Raw genomic sequence first — 16,598 nt, 5'->3', positions numbered from 1 at the left:
GCCGCCTCGTGTGTGTCAGAACCGACTGGCGTCAGACGTCCAGCCCTGCGGGCACGGCCGCCTCGGTGCCAGGGATTCCCTCCTGCTGCGCGCGCTTGTCGGCCATCGCGAGCAGACGGCGGATGCGACCGGCCACGGCGTCCTTGGTCATCGGCGGATCGGCGTGGTGGCCCAGCTCGTCGAGGCTCGCGTCGCGGTGTGCGAGACGCAGCTCACCGGCGACCTTCAGATGGTCGGGCACCTCGTCGGCGAGGATCTCGAGCGCGCGCTCCACGCGCGCGCACGCCGCGACCGCCGCCTGGGCCGAGCGTCGCAGGTTCGCGTCGTCGAAGTTGACGAGGCGGTTCACGCCCGCGCGCACTTCGCGCCGCTGGCGCATCTCCTCCCACGTCACCGCGGTCTTCTGCGCTCCCATCTCACTGAGGATGGTGCGGATCGCCTCGCCCTCGCGCACGACCACCCGCGGCATACCGCGGACCTCTCGAGCCTTGGCGGCGACGCCGAGCCGGTGTGCGGCACCGACCAGGGCCATCGCCGCCTCGGACGACGGGCACGCCACCTCGAGCATGGCCGACCTGCCGGGCTCGCTGAGCGTTCCGGCGGCGAGGAAGGCGCCACGCCACAGGCCGGCGATCTCGGCACGAGATCCGGTCGTCAGCCGGTTGGGCAGCCCTCGGACGGGGCGGCGACGCTGGTCGAGCAGTCCCGTCTGACGGGCGAGGGTCTCACCCGAGGCGATCACCCGGACGGCCCAGCGGGCGCCGTCGTTGGACGTGCTCGACTGCACCTGGGCGATCTCCGGCCGGACACCGTAGATCTCGGCGAGATCGCGAGCGACACGCTGCGCGAGGATCTCGGCATCCACCTCGGCCTCGACGGCGACCCGCCCGGCGATGGAATGCAGTCCGCCGGCGAACCGGAGGATCGATGTGACCTCCGCGACGCGCACCGTCGGGGGTGCATTACGGATGCTGACCAGCTCAGCCTTGACGTCGGTCGTTAGTGCCACGACACTCCTCTACGCTCACGCGCCGGATCGCGGCGCAAACCTCCAGCCTACTCTGACGGAGGCTCCTGCTATTCCCTGCCGAGGTCCCGATGGCGCACGTTCACGGCGACTCCCGGCACCGAGGCGAGGCGGCGGGAGAACTCCTCGACCATGGCGACCGAACGGTGCTTGCCACCGGTGCAGCCGATCGCGACGGTCGAATGGCTCTTGTTCTCGCGCTGGTATCCCTCGAGCACGGGAGTGAGCGCGGCCGTGTACGCCTCGAGGAACTCGGCTGCTCCCTCTCTCGAGAGCACGTAGTCCCGCACCGGCTCATCCTTGCCCGTGAGGCCGCGCAGTTCCTCGTTCCAGAACGGGTTGGGCAGGAAGCGCATGTCGGCCACGAGGTCGACATCGGTCGGCAGACCGTACTTGAACCCGAAGCTCATCAGCGTGACGCGGTGCCGCGCGGCGCCCTCCTCGGCGAACAGGTCGGAGACCTGGGTGGCGAGCTGATGGATGTTGAGGGCGGAGGTGTCGATCACCAGATCCGCGGATTCCCTGATCGGGGCGAGCCGCTGGCGTTCGATGCGGATGCCGTCGAGCAGCGTGCCGTCGCCCTGGAGCGGATGCGGTCGCCGCACGGACTCGAAGCGTCTGACGAGCACGTCGTCGGAGGCATCGAGGAACAGCACCCTGACGGATCCACGTGAACGCAGCGCTCTGGCGACACCGGGGAAGTCGTCGAAGAGGTTCCGGCCACGGACGTCGACGACGGCCGCCACCTTCGGAAGGGCCGTTCCGCCCATGTCCGTGAGGTCGAGCAGTGGACGCAGGATCTGCGGCGGGAGGTTGTCGACGACGTACCACCCGAGGTCCTCGAGCGCGTTCGCGACCGTCGTGCGCCCGGCGCCCGACATGCCCGTGACGATGAGGAACTCGCCCTTGTCCCCGTCAGCCATCGTGTCTCCCTCTCCCCCGCCGGTACCAGCCTAGCGAGTGGAGAGATGGGTGTGGATGTTCTGGGCGAGCACCGGCCCGATCCCCTGCACCTCTTCGATCTCGCTCGGTGCGGCGGAACGGAGTGCGGTCACGGAGCCGAAGTGCTTGAGCAGGACCTTGATCCGCGATGCGCCGAGGCCGGGAACCTCGGACAGCACGGAGGAGATGTCGTTCCTGCGTCGCTTGCGCTGATGCGTGATCGCGAAGCGGTGCGCCTCGTCTCGCAGCCGCTGCAGCAGGTAGAGCGACTCGCTGGTGCGAGGCAGGATCACCGGGAAGTCCTCCCCCGGAAGCCAGATCTCCTCGAGACGCTTCGCGATACCGCACACCGCGATCTCGGTGTGTCCGACGTCGCGCAGAGCGCGAGCGGCGGCCTCCACCTGCGGCTGCCCGCCGTCGACGAGCAGCAGCTGTGGCGGATAGGCGAAACGCGGCTTGCGCTTGACCTCGACGACCTCGGCGTCGAGGTCGATCTCGCCCGAGACCGGCACAGCGGGCGGCACAGCGGGCGGCACCGTCGGCAGGCGGTCATCAGCCTCGTCTGGGCGGTCGAGATAGGCGAGTCGTCGACGCAGCACCTGGTACATCGAGTCCGTGTCGTCGGTCGTCTCGGGAATGTTGAACGAGCGGTACTGGTCTTTGCGCGGCAGTCCGTCTTCGAAGACGACCATCGAGGCGACCACGTTGGTCCCGCCGAGGTGGGAGATGTCGAAGCACTCGATGCGCAGCGGTGCCTCGCTCATGCCCAGTGCGTCCTGCAGGTCGGTGAGCGCCTGGGTGCGCGCGACGTAGTCGCTGGTGCGCCGCGTCTTGTAGCGGATGAGCGCCTGTTGCGCGTTGAGCGTCGCCGTGCGCATGAGATCGGCGCGTTGACCGCGCTGAGCGACGGCGATCTCGACCTTCTTGCCGCGGCGCTCGCGCAGCCACACCTCGAGTTCCGCCGCGTCGTCGGGCAGGGACGGGACGATGATGCGCCGCGGCACGTCCTGCGCGTCACCATAGGCGCGCTGCAGGACCTGGTCGACCAGGTCGGCGCCCGAGATGTCGATCTCCTTCTCGATGGTGAGGGCGCGGACACCGCGCACCCGCCCACCGCGGATCACGAAGTGCTGCACTGCGGCGGCCAGCTCGTCTTCCGCGATGCCGAAGAGATCGGCATCCTCATCGGATGCCAGCACCAGCGCGCTCTTGCCGAGCACGGCCTCGATGGCGGTGAGCTTGTCGCGGTACTTCGCGGCGGCCTCGTAGTCCATGGCGGCGGATGCCGCCAGCATCCGGGTGGTCAGCTCGCGCGTGAACCTCTCGTCGCCGCCGGACATGAAGGCCACGAAGTCGTCGACCATGGCCCGGTGCTCGGCGATCGTCACCGTCATCGAGCAGGGGCCGCCGCACTTGCCGATCTGACCGGGGAAGCACGGCCTCCCCGTCTGCATGGCGCGCTTGTAGCTGGAGTCGCTGCAGGTGCGGATCGGGAACGCCTTGACCATGAGGTCGATCGTCTCGTGCACCGCCCAGACCTTGGGGTAGGGGCCGAAGTAGCGGGCACCGGGGATCTTGCGGTTCCTGGTGACGATGACGCGGGGTGCTTCGTCTCCGAGGGTGACGGCCATGAACGGGTAGGACTTGTCATCCTTGTACCGGACGTTGAAGGGCGGATCGAACTCCTTGATCCACATGTACTCCAGCTGCAGCGAATCGACGTCCGTCGGCACGACGGTCCACTCCACCGACGCCGCCGTGGTCACCATGCGCCGCGTGCGCTCATGCAGCGTGCGCAGCGGGGCGAAGTAGTTCGACAGACGCTGGCGGAGGTTCTTGGCCTTGCCGACGTAAAGCACCCGTCCGTCGGCATCACGGAACCGATACACGCCGGGGTTGGTCGGGATCTCCCCCGGCCTCGGCTTGTATGCGAGTACGTCGGCCATCAGCTGGCCTTCTTCGCGGCGCGCCCCTCATTCAGGATCTCGGCGAGGAACTGGCCGGTGTGGCTCTCCTCGACCCGCGCGATCTGCTCGGGGGTGCCGGTGGCCAGGATCTCACCACCGCCCGAACCACCCTCGGGGCCGAGATCGATGACCCAGTCCGCGGACTTGATCACGTCGAGGTTGTGCTCGATGACGATGACGGTGTTGCCCTTGTCGACGAGCCCGTTCAGCACCTCGAGCAGCTTGCGCACGTCTTCGAAGTGCAGACCCGTCGTCGGCTCGTCGAGCACGTAGATGCTGCGACCGTTGCTGCGGCGCTGGAGCTCGGTGGCGAGCTTCACGCGCTGCGCCTCGCCTCCCGAGAGCGTGGTGGCCGACTGCCCCAGCCGCACGTACCCGAGACCGACGTCGACGAGGGTCTTCATGTAGCGGTGGATCGCCTGGATCGGCTCGAAGAACTCCGCGGCTTCGGCGATCGGCATCTCGAGGACCTCGGCGATGTTCTTGCCCTTGTAATGCACCGACAGCGTGTCGCGGTTGTAGCGCTTGCCGTGGCAGACCTCGCAGTCGACGTAGACGTCGGGCAGGAAGTTCATCTCGATCTTGATCGTGCCGTCGCCCGAGCAGGCCTCGCAGCGTCCGCCCTTGACGTTGAAGCTGAAGCGGCCAGGCTGGTAGCCGCGCACCTTCGCCTCGGGGGTGTCGCTGAACAGCGAGCGGATGCGATCGAACACTCCCGTGTAGGTGGCCGGGTTCGAGCGCGGGGTGCGACCGATCGGGGCCTGATCGACGTGCACGACCTTGTCGAGGTTGTCGAGTCCGGAGACGCGGGTGTGCTTGCCCGGCACCGTGCGTGCGCCGTTGAGACGCGAGGCGAGCACCTGGTAGAGGATGTCGTTCACGAGGGACGACTTTCCCGAACCGGAGACGCCGGTGACCGCGGTCAGCACCCCGAGCGGGAAGTTGACGCTCACGTTCTTGAGGTTGTTCTCCCGCGCGCCGACGACACTCAGCATCCGCTTCTTGTCGAGCTTGCGCCGCTTCTTCGGCGTGGGGATCTCTCGACGCCCGGAGAGGTACTCCCCCGTCATCGAGGCCGGCTCGCTGAGGAGCGCCGAGTACGGGCCCGAGTGCACGACGTCGCCGCCGTTCACGCCCGCGCCGGGTCCGATGTCGACGACCCAGTCGGCCGCCTCGATCGTCTCTTCGTCGTGCTCGACGACGATGAGCGTGTTGCCGAGGTCGCGCAGCTTGAGCAGCGTGTCGATCAGTCGACGGTTGTCGCGCTGATGCAGCCCGATGGAGGGCTCGTCGAGCACGTAGAGCACGCCGGTGAGACCCGACCCGATCTGCGTGGCCAGACGGATGCGCTGCGCCTCGCCGCCGGAGAGCGAGCCCGCCGCACGACTGAGGTTGAGATAGGACAGACCGACCTGCAGCAGGAAGTCGAGGCGGAGCCGGATCTCGCGGAGCACCTGGGCCGCGATCTTCGCCTCGCGGTCGGTCAGGGAGAGGGTCTCCATGAAGGCGCGGGCGTCGGAGAGGCTCAGGTGCGACACCTCGGCGATGGAGTGCCCGTGCACCTGGACGGCGAGGACCTCGGGCTTGAGGCGGTTTCCGTCGCACACGGGACACGGCACCTCGCGCAGGTATTCGCCCCACCGCGCACGCTGCGTGTCGGACTCGGCCTGCGCGTACTGACGTTCGATGTAGGGGACGACGCCCTCGAAGCCCGAGGCGTACCGCATCTCGCGGCCGTACCGGTTCTTGAACTTGACGGTGACCTTGTAGTTGTCACCACGCAGGATCGCGTCCTGCACGTCGACGCGGAGATCCTGCCACGGGGTGTCGAGCGAGAACTTGAGATCGTCGGCCAGCCCCTCGAGCAGACGCTCGTAGTACTGGAAGAGGCCCTTGCCCTGCGTGGTCCACGGGACGATCGCGCCCTCGCGGATGGAGAGCTCCTCGTCGCCGAGCATCAGGTCGATGTCCACCGACATGCGGGTGCCGAGACCCGAGCAGGCGGGGCAGGCGCCGAACGGCGCGTTGAACGAGAACGTGCGGGGCTCGATCTCGGTGAGCGAGAGGGCGTGGCCGTTCGGGCACGCGAGCTTCTCGGAGAAGGACTGCCAGGCGTCGTCGCCCTCTTCGTCGACGAAGTTCACCTGCACGACGCCGCCCGCGAGGCCGAGCGCGGTCTCGACGGAGTCGGTGACTCGACCCAGGATGTCGTCGGCCGCGACGAGGCGGTCGACGACCACGGCGATGTCGTGCTTGTAGCTCTTCTTCAGCGTGGGCGGCTCGGCCAGCTGGACGAGGTCGCCGTCGACGATCGCCCGGGAGTAGCCCTTCGCACCGAGCTCGCGGAAGAGGTCGACGAACTCGCCCTTCTTCTGCGAGACGATGGGCGCGACGATCTGATAGCGGGTGCGCTCGGGGAGCTCCATGAGCTGGTCGGCGATCTGCTGCACGGTCTGCCGCTGGATGCGTTCACCGCATTCCGGGCAGTGCGGGATGCCGATGCGCGCCCACAGCAGACGCATGTAGTCGTAGATCTCGGTGATCGTGCCGACGGTCGACCGCGGGTTGCGGTTGGTCGACTTCTGGTCGATCGACACCGCGGGGCTCAGCCCCTCGATGAAATCGACGTCGGGGCGGTCGACCTGGCCGAGGAACTGCCGCGCATAGGCGCTCAGCGATTCGACGTAGCGGCGCTGCCCTTCGGCGAAGATCGTGTCGAACGCGAGACTGGACTTTCCCGATCCGGACAGGCCGGTGAACACGACGAGGGAGTCGCGGGGGATGTCGATGTCGACGTTCTTGAGATTGTGGACGCGGGCACCGCGAACACTGAGTTTTCCTGGGGTTGCAACCGGGACGATAGGCACCGATCAAGTCTACGAGGGGCCACGGACATTGGCTCCGTGAGGGCTCACAGGAAGGTGCTCACCCGCCTCGCCGGTCCGCCGTCGCGCTCCGGCCCGCGCTCCGCAGAAGCAGCACCGCGGCCGCGGCGACCGCAACGCCGCCGGCGACGATCGCCCACGGCGCGGTGCCCCGGATGCCGTCGACGCCGAGCATGACGGCGATCGTCAGCGGCTGCGCGATCGCCTGCACCAGGACGAAGCGGATGGCCGTCGGGCGCAGCGCGGCGAGCACGACCCTCGTCCCGCCCGGGATCACGAGTGTCAGCGATGTGAGGATGTGGATCGCATGCACGACGAGCACGGCGAGCATCGCGCGACCGACGTCCGGCTCGGACAGGAGCATCCCGATGACGATGCATGCCGCTCCACCCCACGCGGCGAAGGTCTGCGGGAGCACCGCGGCGGTCACCGCCAGGATGACGGCGACCCACTGCCACCCGACGAGCGGATTGAGCACGAACGTCCCGACAGCGACGACCGCGACCAGCGCGATCCGCACCGCGATCCAGGAGACGGCGGGCGCGGTCTGCAGGGTGTCGTTCTGCGCTCTCATCTCCTGGCCCTCGCGATCTCGCGGAGGGCGGATGAGGGATCCTCCGCCCACGCGACCACGTCGACGCCCGCCCCGTGCAGGTCGGCGAACACGTTCTCCCTCTCCGCCAGCACCGTGCGCAGACCGATGAGCTGAGGACGATGCAGACGCGAACGATCGAGCCGCGGCAGAACGTCGATCGCGACGACGCGGTGACCGCTCGCGCGCCACATCAGCGCGGTCTGCGCGGCGGCCCCCTGGAAGAACGTGGACAGCACGAGGACGACCGAGCCGTGCGGGACGTGCGGAGTCCTGCGGAACGCCGCGTCGTCGCCTGCCTGTCCCGTCGCCGCGATCGCCGCCTCGAGACGTGCCAGATGGCGAGATCCCCCACCGCTGCGCAGCGAGCGCCCACCGTGCGCGAGCACGTGCAGGGCGACGCGGTCGCCGGCGTCGATGGCGGCGCCGGAGAGTGCCCGAGCGGCCTCTCGGGCGTTGTCGAGCGACGTCACACCGCTGCGTTCGACGTCTCCGCTGCCCCACGACGCGACCACCTCGCCGAGGTCCTCCGAGGTGTCCATCGCGATCACCACGGACGCGTCGCTGAGCGTGTGGGTGCGCCGTACGAGCAGATCCCCCGGTCTCCGCGCCATCCGCGCCGTCGCGCGCCAGTCGACGCGACGCAGCTCGTCTCCGGGCGCGAACGCATGGATGTCGCGGAAGTCTCCGCCCTGCCCCGGGCGTCGCCCCTCGTGCGAGCCGTGCAGACCGGTCAGCCGTCTCGGCAGCGGCAGCATCCCGACGGCGCGGGGAGTCGGAGCCACCTGTCGTCTGCTCCGGACGACCTCGGACGCCCCCGAGAGCGCGGCACCGTCGAGCGAGAGACCGCGCGCCGAGACCTGCACGGGGAGCGCGGGGCCCGAATGGAGGACGCGGCTCCGTGCGAGGACCGCGGCATCGGAACCGGGAACGATCGCGCGTCGGCTTCTGCGTTCCGAGAGCACGACGAACAGCTCGACCATCTCGGCGTCGCTCTCGACCGAGATCTCGGTGTGCAGTTGCCCGTCTGCGCGGGGACCCGGTGTCACGCTCGGCTCGGCCCCGACGCCCGAGGTCCCCCGTCCGAGGACGAGGGCGCTCCACAGCGCGAGCGGGAGCCCCATGGCGACGACGTCAGGACGTGAGAACAGCAGTCCGAGGACGGCGAGCACGATCGAGCCGGCGATCGCGAGGGCCGGCGCCGGGCTCCAGCGCCCGGGCATCGATGGTCTCGTCACACGCGCTCCCGCACCGTCGGCGGAACCGGCACCTGGTCGACGACCGCTCGCACGACGTCGGCGGCCGACGCCCCCTGAGCCCAGGCCTGCGGTGTCAGCGTGAGGCGGTGGGCGAGCACGGGCACGGCGATCCTCTTGATGTCATCCGGTCGCACGAAATCGCGACCGTCCAGCGCGGCGAGGGCGCGGCCGAGCAGCAGCAGGCCGAGCGAGCCGCGTGGGGAGGCTCCGACCTCGACGTTCGGCGCCGTCCGGGTCGTGCGCGCGATCTCGACGCAGTAACGCGCGATGTCCTCGTCGACGTGGATGGCCTCGACCGCCGCCTGCAGCTCGACGAGACGCTCGGCATCGATGACGGGAGCGACGTGCGTGGCCTCCTGCCGCCTGCGCACACGGTTCTGCAGAATGCGCGCCTCCCCCGAGACATCCGGATACCCCACGGAGAGCCTGACCATGAATCTGTCGAGCTGTGCTTCGGGGAGCGCGTAGGTGCCCTCGTACTCGATCGGGTTCGAGGTGGCGATCACATGGAACGGCGCGGGCAGCGCGAAGCTGTTGCCCTCGACGGTGACCTGCCGCTCCGCCATCGCCTCGAGCATCGCCGACTGGGTCTTCGGCGTCGTGCGGTTGATCTCGTCGGCCAGAAGGAGACCGGTGAAGATCGGTCCGGGTCGGAAGACGAAGTCCGAGGAGTCCGGCGCGTACACGTACGACCCTGTGACGTCGCCGGGGAGCATGTCCGGAGTGCACTGGAGCCGACGGAACGACAGCCCCAGCGCCGAGGCGAGGCTGCGGGCCGCGAGGGTCTTGCCGAGCCCCGGCACGTCTTCGAACAGCACGTGCCCGCCGGCCAGGATCGAGGCGAGCGCGATCTCGAGCGGGTCGTCCATCCCGACGACGACGGTGCGCACGGCGGTCAGGATTCGAGCGCCGGCCTCGGCGATCTCGGCGGATGTCGTCATGTCATCTCCTGTGTCTCGGGAACAGCGACGCACGGCCCGTCGATGAGGGCGGAGCGTCTGGTGGTGGTGTCGCGATCTCTGCGGACCGCCCGGGGCTCAGCGCGTCGATCGCGTCGAGCGCTCGCTCGATGTCGACGACGGTGGTCCCCGGACCCTCCAGTCGATCCCACAGGTCGGGGCCGATCAGCGCGATGACCTCCGGCCGATTCGCGGGGTCCGTCGGGTCTGCGCCCCGGCGCTGCAGCCGCTGTCGGAGAATCTCCCGCACGCGACGTGTGATCTGCGTACCGGCGAGCCCCGTGTGGGTGTTCAGCGCCCAGGCCATGCGGGAGATCTCCGTCGGTCTGCGATCGGGTTCCACCGCGATGTGCGGGGCGTCGACACTCGGTTCGAGCGGCACCGCGAGCTGGGCGAGAAGAGCGAGTGCCCCCACGAGAAGACCCCACCCGATCGCGAAGGGCACGGTGAATCCGAAACCGGTGAGCACCAGCGCGGCGATCACCGCGGCCGCCGCGGCCAGGACGGTGCGTCCCCCCGTCATCGCCACACCTCCTCGATCCGGCGGAGCGCGGAGCGCGCCGCGTTCCTCTCCGGCTCGGTGGCCTCGTGGGCGCCGAAGCGCACACGCTCGAACAGCGTCAGCAGCTCGGACGCCTCCGCCTCGATGCCGGAGCGCCGCGTGATGATCCTGAGCGCGAATTCGGCCGGCGTCTCGCTCGGAGCGCGTGCCAGCCCCGCATCCGCCGCGCTCTCCTCGAGGCCGACCCACGCCGCGATGACGGCATCCGTGGGCACCGCGCGTTCGTCGATCGCCTGCAGCGCCCCGGCGATACCGCGCCGGATGGCGTCGACCACGACCTGCGGTTCGGGAACCGCAGCGACATCGCCCACCTCGGCGGCGACCTCGGCTCCCTCGCGCCTCCGCGTGGGCCTGTCGCGCCATGCCCGCAGCAGCGCGCGGGCGATGATCGCGAGGAGCACGATGACGCCGGCGGCCACGAGGAGCATCAGGATCGTGGCGGACACCTGCAGCACTGCGGAGCTCGCGGGGTCGATCTCGATGTCCTCCGGGAGGCCCGTCTGTCCCGGCATCGTCGGCGGAATCGGCCGCACCGACGGGGACGGCACAGGCTCAGACGGACGGAATGTCGGCGCCCCCTGGATCGCGGCGGCGATCATCACGATGACGAAGAGCACGGCGACCGCGCTCACGAGTCCGAGCCGACGACCAGCTCGACGCGCATCGACTGTCGGGCGGTCACTCGGCATGCCCACACCCTATGACGCGGTCACTCCGTGGTCGAGCGGCGACCCGCGAAGGCGGAGAGTCCGTCGCGCAGGGTCGCGATCTGCCCGAGGTCCATTCCCACGGCCGCCATGACCTGACGCGGAACGTCGAGCGCGCGCTCGCGGAGCGCACGGCCGGCGTCCGTGAGGGTGATGTCGAGGCGCCGCTCGTCCTCCGCGCTGCGCTGCCGGGCGACCAGCCCGTCTGCCTCGAGGCGCTTGACCAGAGGCGATGCGGTGGCGGGCTCGAGGGCGAGATCGGCCGCGAGATCGCTGAGCTGCCGTGGCGACCGCTCCCAGAGGGCGAGCATGACGAGGTACTGCGGATGCGTGAGTCCGAGCGGCTCGAGGATCGGCCGATAGATGCCGACGACGTTGCGGGCGGCGGTCACCAGCGCGAAGCAGAGTTGGTTGTCCAGCTTGAGCAGATAATCCGTCGCGGTCACGATCCGACTATACAACGACACTAATAGTTAGTACACTAAGGAACATGGCACGCTCCGCTGACCGCCCATCCCTTCGAACGCGCATCCGCGCGGCCGGTGGGCTCTACGCGTGGATCAACACGAACCTCATCCGGTTCGCCGGCCCGGCGTCCGTGGGCCCGTACGAGAAGACTCCGCCGCCGAGCGCGGAGGAGAGAGCAGAGCGCGCCTGCCCGCTCTGCGGTGCACCCATGAGCGACCACGAGATCGATCGCTCCGGTCCGCGCACCATGATGCACTGCCCCTGAGCGCCACGGCGTCAGTGCTCGCGGCCCGCGGCATCCTCTCGAGCGACGTCGAGCCAGAACGCCAGCTCGTCGTCTGTGGTGAGCGCTCCGGGTGAGACATCGAGCCACCCGGTCCCCATGGTGCGTGGGCCCATCACCGCGGTGGCGACGCCGGGGCGTGTGATGAGGGCGGCCCCGTTCTCTTCGTCGACGCGTACGAGGAGGACGCCCCCTTTGCGCGCCCCGACCAGGATGTGACCGTCGAGCAGGAACGCGCGGGTGCCGAACATCCGCTTCTCCTCGACCTCGCCGTCGAGGGTCAGCAGCGCTCGCACGCGGTCGGCGAGCTCGTCTCCTGACGCGTCCATCATCACCTCCTCGGGATCAGGCGTGCCCGGCCTTCTTCATGGCACGCAGCTCCTTCTTCATGTCCTGGACCTCGTCGCGCAGGCGCCCGGCCAGCTCGAACTTGAGCTCGGATGCAGCCGCCAGCATCTGGTCGGAGAGGTCCTGGATGATCGCCTCCAGCTGCTGCGCGCCTTCCGCGGCGATACCGGTGCGGCGCAGGTTCGGTGTCGGAGACTTGCCCTTGCCCTTGCCGGTGGCACGCCCACGACCCGACATCATCTCCGCGGTGTCGGCGCCCTCACGTGCCAGCACCTCGGTGATGTCGGCGATGCGCTTACGCAGCGGTTGCGGATCGATGCCGTTCTCGAGGTTGTACGCGACCTGCTTCTCGCGGCGTCTGTCCGTCTCGTCGATCGCCTTCGCCATCGAATCGGTCATCTTGTCGGCGTACATGTGCACTTCGCCCGACACGTTTCGGGCCGCGCGGCCGATCGTCTGGATGAGCGAGGTGCCGGAGCGCAGGAAGCCCTCCTTGTCGGCATCGAGGATGGCGACGAGCGAGACCTCGGGAAGGTCGAGACCTTCGCGGAGCAGGTTGATGCCGACCAGCACGTCGTAGACGCCGGATCGGAGTTCGCTGAGCAGCTCCACACGACGAAGCGTGTCGACGTCGGAGTGCAGATACCGCACACGCACGCCGTGCTCGCCGAGGAAGTCGGTGAGTTCCTCCGACATCTTCTTCGTCAGAGTGGTCACCAGCACCCGCTCGTCGCGCTCGACGCGCACGCGGATCTCCTCGAGGAGGTCGTCGATCTGCCCCTTCGACGGCTTGACGATGATCTGCGGGTCGACGAGGCCGGTGGGGCGGATGATCTGCTCGACCACGCCGTCGGCGATCCCCATCTCGTACTTGCCGGGCGTCGCCGACAGGTACACGGTCTGCCCGACGCGGTTCTTGAACTCGTCCCAGCGCAGCGGTCGGTTGTCCATCGCGCTCGGCAGACGGAAGCCGTGGTCGACGAGCGTGCGCTTGCGCGACGCGTCGCCCTCGTACATCGCACCGATCTGCGGCACCGTGACGTGCGACTCGTCGATCACGAGCAGGAAGTCGTCGGGGAAGAAGTCGAGAAGGGTGTGCGGCGGCTCGCCGGGCTGTCGCCCGTCCATGTGACGCGAGTAGTTCTCGATGCCCGAGCAGAATCCGAGCTGCTGCATCATCTCGAGGTCGAAAGTGGTGCGCATCCGCAGACGCTGGGCCTCGAGCAGCTTGCCCTGTCGCTCGAACTCCTTCAGCCGCTCCTCGAGCTCGTGCTCGATCGTGCCGATCGAGCGCTGGATCACGTCGGTGCCCGCCACGTAGTGCGAGGCCGGGAAGATCGGCACCGAGTCGAGCTTCTCGATGATCTCGCCGGTGAGCGGATGCAGGTAGTACAGCCCCTCGATCTCGTCGCCGAACAGTTCGATGCGGATCGCGTTCTCTTCGTACACCGGGATGATCTCGATGGTGTCGCCGCGGACGCGGAAGTTGCCACGGGAGAAGTCGACGTCGTTGCGGTTGTACTGCATGGCGATGAACTGACGGATCAGCGCATCCCGGTCGTAGCGCTCCCCCACCTGCAGCGCCACCATCGCGCGCAGGTACTCCTCCGGCGCCCCGAGTCCGTAGATGCACGACACGGTGGAGACCACGATCACATCTCGCCGGCTGAGCAGCGAGTTCGTGGTCGAGTGCCGCAGTCGCTCGACCTCGGAGTTGATCGACGAGTCCTTCTCGATGAAGGTGTCGGTCTGCGGGACGTAGGCCTCGGGCTGGTAGTAGTCGTAGTACGAGACGAAGTACTCGACCGCGTTGTTCGGCATCAGCTCGCGGAACTCGTTGGCGAGCTGCGCGGCGAGCGTCTTGTTGTGGGCGAGCACGAGCGTCGGGCGCTGCACCTGCTCGACCAGCCAGGCGGTCGTGGCCGACTTTCCGGTACCGGTGGCACCCAGAAGCACCACGTCGGTCTCACCGGCGTTGATGCGCGATGCGAGCTCGGCGATCGCCTTCGGCTGGTCGCCGGCCGGCGCGTACTCGCTGATGACCTCGAAGGGGCGGACGCTGCGCGTGGGTTGCATACCTCCAGCGTATGCCGGGCCACCGACACCGTGGGTCGTGCGGCGATCGTGCACCTAGAGTGGGGGCGTGATCGAGTTCATCATCGGCACCAGCCTCGCCGCCTCGGCGGGCCTGAACGCGTGGATGCCGCTGTTCCTGCTCGGACTCGCCGACCGCATGCTGCCGGCGGTGACACTGCCCGCCTCATGGTCCTGGCTGTCGGGCGACATCGCCCTGTGGGTCCTCGGCGGCCTGCTCGCCCTCGAGATCATCGCCGACAAGATCCCCGCGGTCGACTCCGTGAACGACGTCGTCCAGAGCATCCTGCGCCCCGCCTCGGGCGGCATCGCATTCGGGGCGGGCTCGGGCGCCCGGACGATCGCCGTGGACGACCCCGCGTCGTTCTTCACCGACAACGCCTGGATCCCCGTGGTGACCGGCGTCGTGATCGCACTGGTTGTGCACGTGATCAAGGCGACGGCTCGCGTGGCGGCGAACGCGACGACCGGCGGACTGGCCGCTCCGGTGCTGAGCAGCGCCGAGGACGGCGCCTCCTTCGTCCTCGCCGCCGCGGCGATCGTCGTGCCCGTGGTCGCCGCTCTCCTGCTCATCGGACTCGTCGTCGCGATGGTCGTGATCCTTCGGCGACGCGCCCGGCGGCGCCGCGATCGCGAAGCCCCTCCATCCGCCGCAGGGCTCCAGGCGTGAGGCGCGGTGCTCACGCGGAGTGCGGGCCCGGAGACGCGCGCAGCTTCGCGACCGCCACGGCCGCCGCGAGGGCGCACATCGCGAGGACAGCGACGATGAACCACACCCAGTCCACCTCGCCGAACACGATGCCGAGCGCCCACCCGAACAGGCTCGATCCCGCGTAGTAGCCGAAGTAGTAGAGCGAGGATGCCTGTGCCCTGCTGTCGGGTCCTGCCGCCACCGGCGCCCATCCCGATGCCACGGCGTGCGCCGCGAAGAAGCCCCCGGTGAACAGGAGCAGCCCGAGCAGCACGAGCGTCGTCGCCTGCGCCAGCATCCCGGCCGCCCCCGCGGCCATCACGGCGATCGCTCCCAGGAGCACCGGGTATCGTCCGAAACGCGAGGCCAGGGCGCCTGCCCAGGGCGACGATAGGGTGCCGGCGAGGTAGGCGAGGAAGAGCAGCGTCACCACCCACGCCGGCAGCGCGAACGGCGGCTCGGCGAGGTGGAATCCGAGGTAGTTGTAGACGGCGACGAACCCGCCCATGAGCAGGAAGCCCTGAGCGTACAGTGCGAGCTGGCGCCCCACGCGCAGCGGGGCCAGCAGACGCGCGAGCATCCCCGGTCCGGCGTCCTCGCGGAATCGCCCGGGGAGGAATCCCTGCGCCTTCGGCGTCAGCCAGAGGAACAGCACGGCAGCCACTGCGCACAGCCCGGCGACCGTCCACATGCCCGCTCGCCACCCCGCCTGCTCGCCGACGATGCCCGACACGATCCGCCCGAGCAGCCCGCCCACCGTCGTCCCGGCGATGTAGCTCCCCGCTGCGGCGGCGGCATGCCGGGAGCTGACCTCTTCACTGAGGTAGGCCAGCGCGACCGCAGGCACGGCCCCGAGCGCGACTCCCTCGAGGAGACGCAGAGCCAGCAGCATCTCCGTCCCGGCGCTGAGCGGCGCGAGGAGTCCCAGCACGGTCGCCGCGAGCACGCCGGTCGCCATGGCCTGCACCCGTCCGATGCGATCGGCCACCATCGACCACGGGATGACCGCGGCGGCCAGCCCGAGCGTCGCCGCCGAGACGCTGAGCGCGGCGCTCGCAGGCGACACCCCGAGATCGGTCGCCAGCTGCGGCAGCACCGCCTGAGGCGAGTAGAGCTGAGCGAAGGTCGCGATGCCCGCGAAGAACAGACCGACGATCAGTCGTCGGTACACCGGCGACCCCGGGGTGTGGCCGGTGAAGGTCACGACGTGGCGATCCGCTCCCAGAGATCATCCGTCTGCGAGAGCGTCTGCGCGAGCGTACCGGCGGTGTCGATCACGACGTCGGCGACGGCCAGGCGGCGCTCATCGGAGACCTGCGCATCGATCCTCGCCTGCGCCGCGTCTTCCTCCATGCCGCGGAGTTCGACGAGTCGCCGCCGTCGCTCATCCGCAGGCGCATGGGCGACGACGATCAGGTCCCACGGGTCGTCGACGCGCGCTTCGACCAGCAGGGGCACGTCGTACACGACGACCGTCGTCGGATCCGCGGACATCGCCGCGTCGAACCGACGCTGCGACTCGGCACGGACAGCGGGGTGCACGATCGCGTTCAGCTGCGCCAGCTGTTCGGCATCCGCGAAGACCTTCGCGCCGAGGGCGGCACGATCCAGCGCGCCGTCGGCGGCGATGACGTCTGCGCCGAGATGCTTCGCGATGGCGGCGAGAACCGGGGTCCCCGGTGCCTGCACGTCGCGGACGATCTGGTCCGCGTCGACCACGACAGCCCCCCTCTCGGCGAGACGTCGTGCGATGGTCGACTTGCCGGAGGCGATGCCGCCGGTGAGCGCGATGAGAGGCATACCGCAAGTCTAGG

At 69.2% G+C, this 16,598-nt stretch carries 16 protein-coding genes; 2 read left to right on the top strand and 14 right to left on the bottom strand.

The genetic code is table 11. From position 1 onward, the window contains the following. Positions 1–31 precede the first annotated feature (31 nt). The 10 genes from whiA to FQ142_RS06875 all read right to left on the bottom strand — a co-directional run bounded on the left by whiA (position 32) and on the right by FQ142_RS06875 (position 11,346). The gene (whiA, locus tag FQ142_RS06920) at positions 32–1,009 is read right to left on the bottom strand and encodes a DNA-binding protein WhiA (protein ID WP_045253778.1); all 978 of its coding nucleotides are present in this window, start codon (positions 1,007–1,009) and stop codon (positions 32–34) included. Positions 1,010–1,077: 68 nt separating this feature from the next. Beyond that, a complete protein-coding gene (gene rapZ, locus FQ142_RS06915) occupies positions 1,078–1,950 on the bottom strand; it encodes an RNase adapter RapZ (RefSeq protein ID WP_056418444.1) in 873 nt (290 codons plus the stop codon). A 30-nt stretch (positions 1,951–1,980) separates the two neighbouring features. Beyond that, a complete protein-coding gene (uvrC, locus tag FQ142_RS06910; protein ID WP_149422772.1) occupies positions 1,981–3,915 on the bottom strand; it encodes an excinuclease ABC subunit UvrC in 1,935 nt (644 codons plus the stop codon). After that, positions 3,915–6,803 (bottom strand): excinuclease ABC subunit UvrA, encoded by a 2,889-nt coding sequence (uvrA, locus tag FQ142_RS06905; RefSeq protein ID WP_149422771.1) that lies wholly within the window; start codon positions 6,801–6,803, stop codon positions 3,915–3,917. Before uvrA ends, uvrC begins: the two co-directional genes overlap by 1 nt. A gap of 58 nt (positions 6,804–6,861) precedes the next feature. Next, positions 6,862–7,395 carry a hypothetical protein gene (locus FQ142_RS06900; protein ID WP_149422770.1) on the bottom strand — a complete coding sequence of 178 codons (534 nt, stop codon included), beginning with the start codon at positions 7,393–7,395 and terminating at the stop codon, positions 6,862–6,864. After that, the gene (locus FQ142_RS06895; RefSeq protein ID WP_149422769.1) at positions 7,392–8,636 is read right to left on the bottom strand and encodes a DUF58 domain-containing protein; all 1,245 of its coding nucleotides are present in this window, start codon (positions 8,634–8,636) and stop codon (positions 7,392–7,394) included. The genes FQ142_RS06900 and FQ142_RS06895 overlap by 4 nt, the downstream gene beginning before the upstream one ends. Positions 8,637–8,647: 11 nt before the next feature. Next, positions 8,648–9,613 (bottom strand): AAA family ATPase, encoded by a 966-nt coding sequence (locus FQ142_RS06890; protein WP_149422768.1) that lies wholly within the window; start codon positions 9,611–9,613, stop codon positions 8,648–8,650. A gap of 1 nt (position 9,614) precedes the next feature. After that, positions 9,615–10,154, bottom strand: coding sequence for a hypothetical protein (locus tag FQ142_RS06885; RefSeq protein WP_149422767.1), 540 nt, complete (start codon positions 10,152–10,154; stop codon positions 9,615–9,617). Next, entirely contained in the window at positions 10,151–10,882 is a 732-nt protein-coding gene (locus tag FQ142_RS06880) for a DUF4129 domain-containing protein (protein WP_149422766.1), read from the bottom strand. Before FQ142_RS06880 ends, FQ142_RS06885 begins: the two co-directional genes overlap by 4 nt. A gap of 20 nt (positions 10,883–10,902) precedes the next feature. After that, positions 10,903–11,346: a MarR family winged helix-turn-helix transcriptional regulator gene (locus FQ142_RS06875; RefSeq protein ID WP_149422765.1), complete on the bottom strand. Its 444-nt coding sequence runs from the start codon at positions 11,344–11,346 to the stop codon at positions 10,903–10,905. A gap of 44 nt (positions 11,347–11,390) precedes the next feature. On the opposite strand from FQ142_RS06875, the gene FQ142_RS06870 reads away from it, so the two are divergent. Further along, positions 11,391–11,633, top strand: a complete 243-nt coding sequence (locus FQ142_RS06870) for a hypothetical protein (RefSeq protein ID WP_056418469.1) — start codon at positions 11,391–11,393, stop codon at positions 11,631–11,633. Positions 11,634–11,644: 11 nt separating this feature from the next. Here the strand turns inward: FQ142_RS06870 and FQ142_RS06865 are convergent, their stop codons facing one another. Together FQ142_RS06865 and uvrB are read right to left on the bottom strand one after the other, a co-directional pair. Next, positions 11,645–11,980, bottom strand: a complete 336-nt coding sequence (locus FQ142_RS06865) for a TfoX/Sxy family protein (protein ID WP_149422764.1) — start codon at positions 11,978–11,980, stop codon at positions 11,645–11,647. A gap of 16 nt (positions 11,981–11,996) precedes the next feature. Further along, positions 11,997–14,075, bottom strand: a complete 2,079-nt coding sequence (gene uvrB / locus FQ142_RS06860; protein WP_149422763.1) for an excinuclease ABC subunit UvrB — start codon at positions 14,073–14,075, stop codon at positions 11,997–11,999. A gap of 67 nt (positions 14,076–14,142) precedes the next feature. Here uvrB and FQ142_RS06855 point away from each other — a divergent pair, with 67 nt between their 5' ends. Beyond that, positions 14,143–14,763 carry a DUF4126 domain-containing protein gene (locus FQ142_RS06855; protein WP_149422762.1) on the top strand — a complete coding sequence of 207 codons (621 nt, stop codon included), beginning with the start codon at positions 14,143–14,145 and terminating at the stop codon, positions 14,761–14,763. Positions 14,764–14,773: 10 nt separating this feature from the next. On the opposite strand, the gene FQ142_RS06850 is transcribed toward FQ142_RS06855, so the two are convergent. Beyond that, entirely contained in the window at positions 14,774–15,988 is a 1,215-nt protein-coding gene (locus tag FQ142_RS06850; RefSeq protein ID WP_149422761.1) for an MFS transporter, read from the bottom strand. Continuing rightward, on the bottom strand, positions 15,985–16,584 hold the full coding sequence (gene coaE, locus FQ142_RS06845; RefSeq protein ID WP_149422760.1) for a dephospho-CoA kinase: 600 nt from the start codon (positions 16,582–16,584) through the stop codon (positions 15,985–15,987). Before coaE ends, FQ142_RS06850 begins: the two co-directional genes overlap by 4 nt. Positions 16,585–16,598 lie beyond the last annotated feature (14 nt).

The sequence above is a fragment of the Microbacterium sp. ANT_H45B genome (genome assembly GCF_008369345.1).
GTDB lineage: Bacteria > Actinomycetota > Actinomycetes > Actinomycetales > Microbacteriaceae > Microbacterium.
The sequence above is the reverse complement of the archived record's forward strand: the minus strand, read 5'-3'. Positions and strand labels throughout refer to the sequence as shown.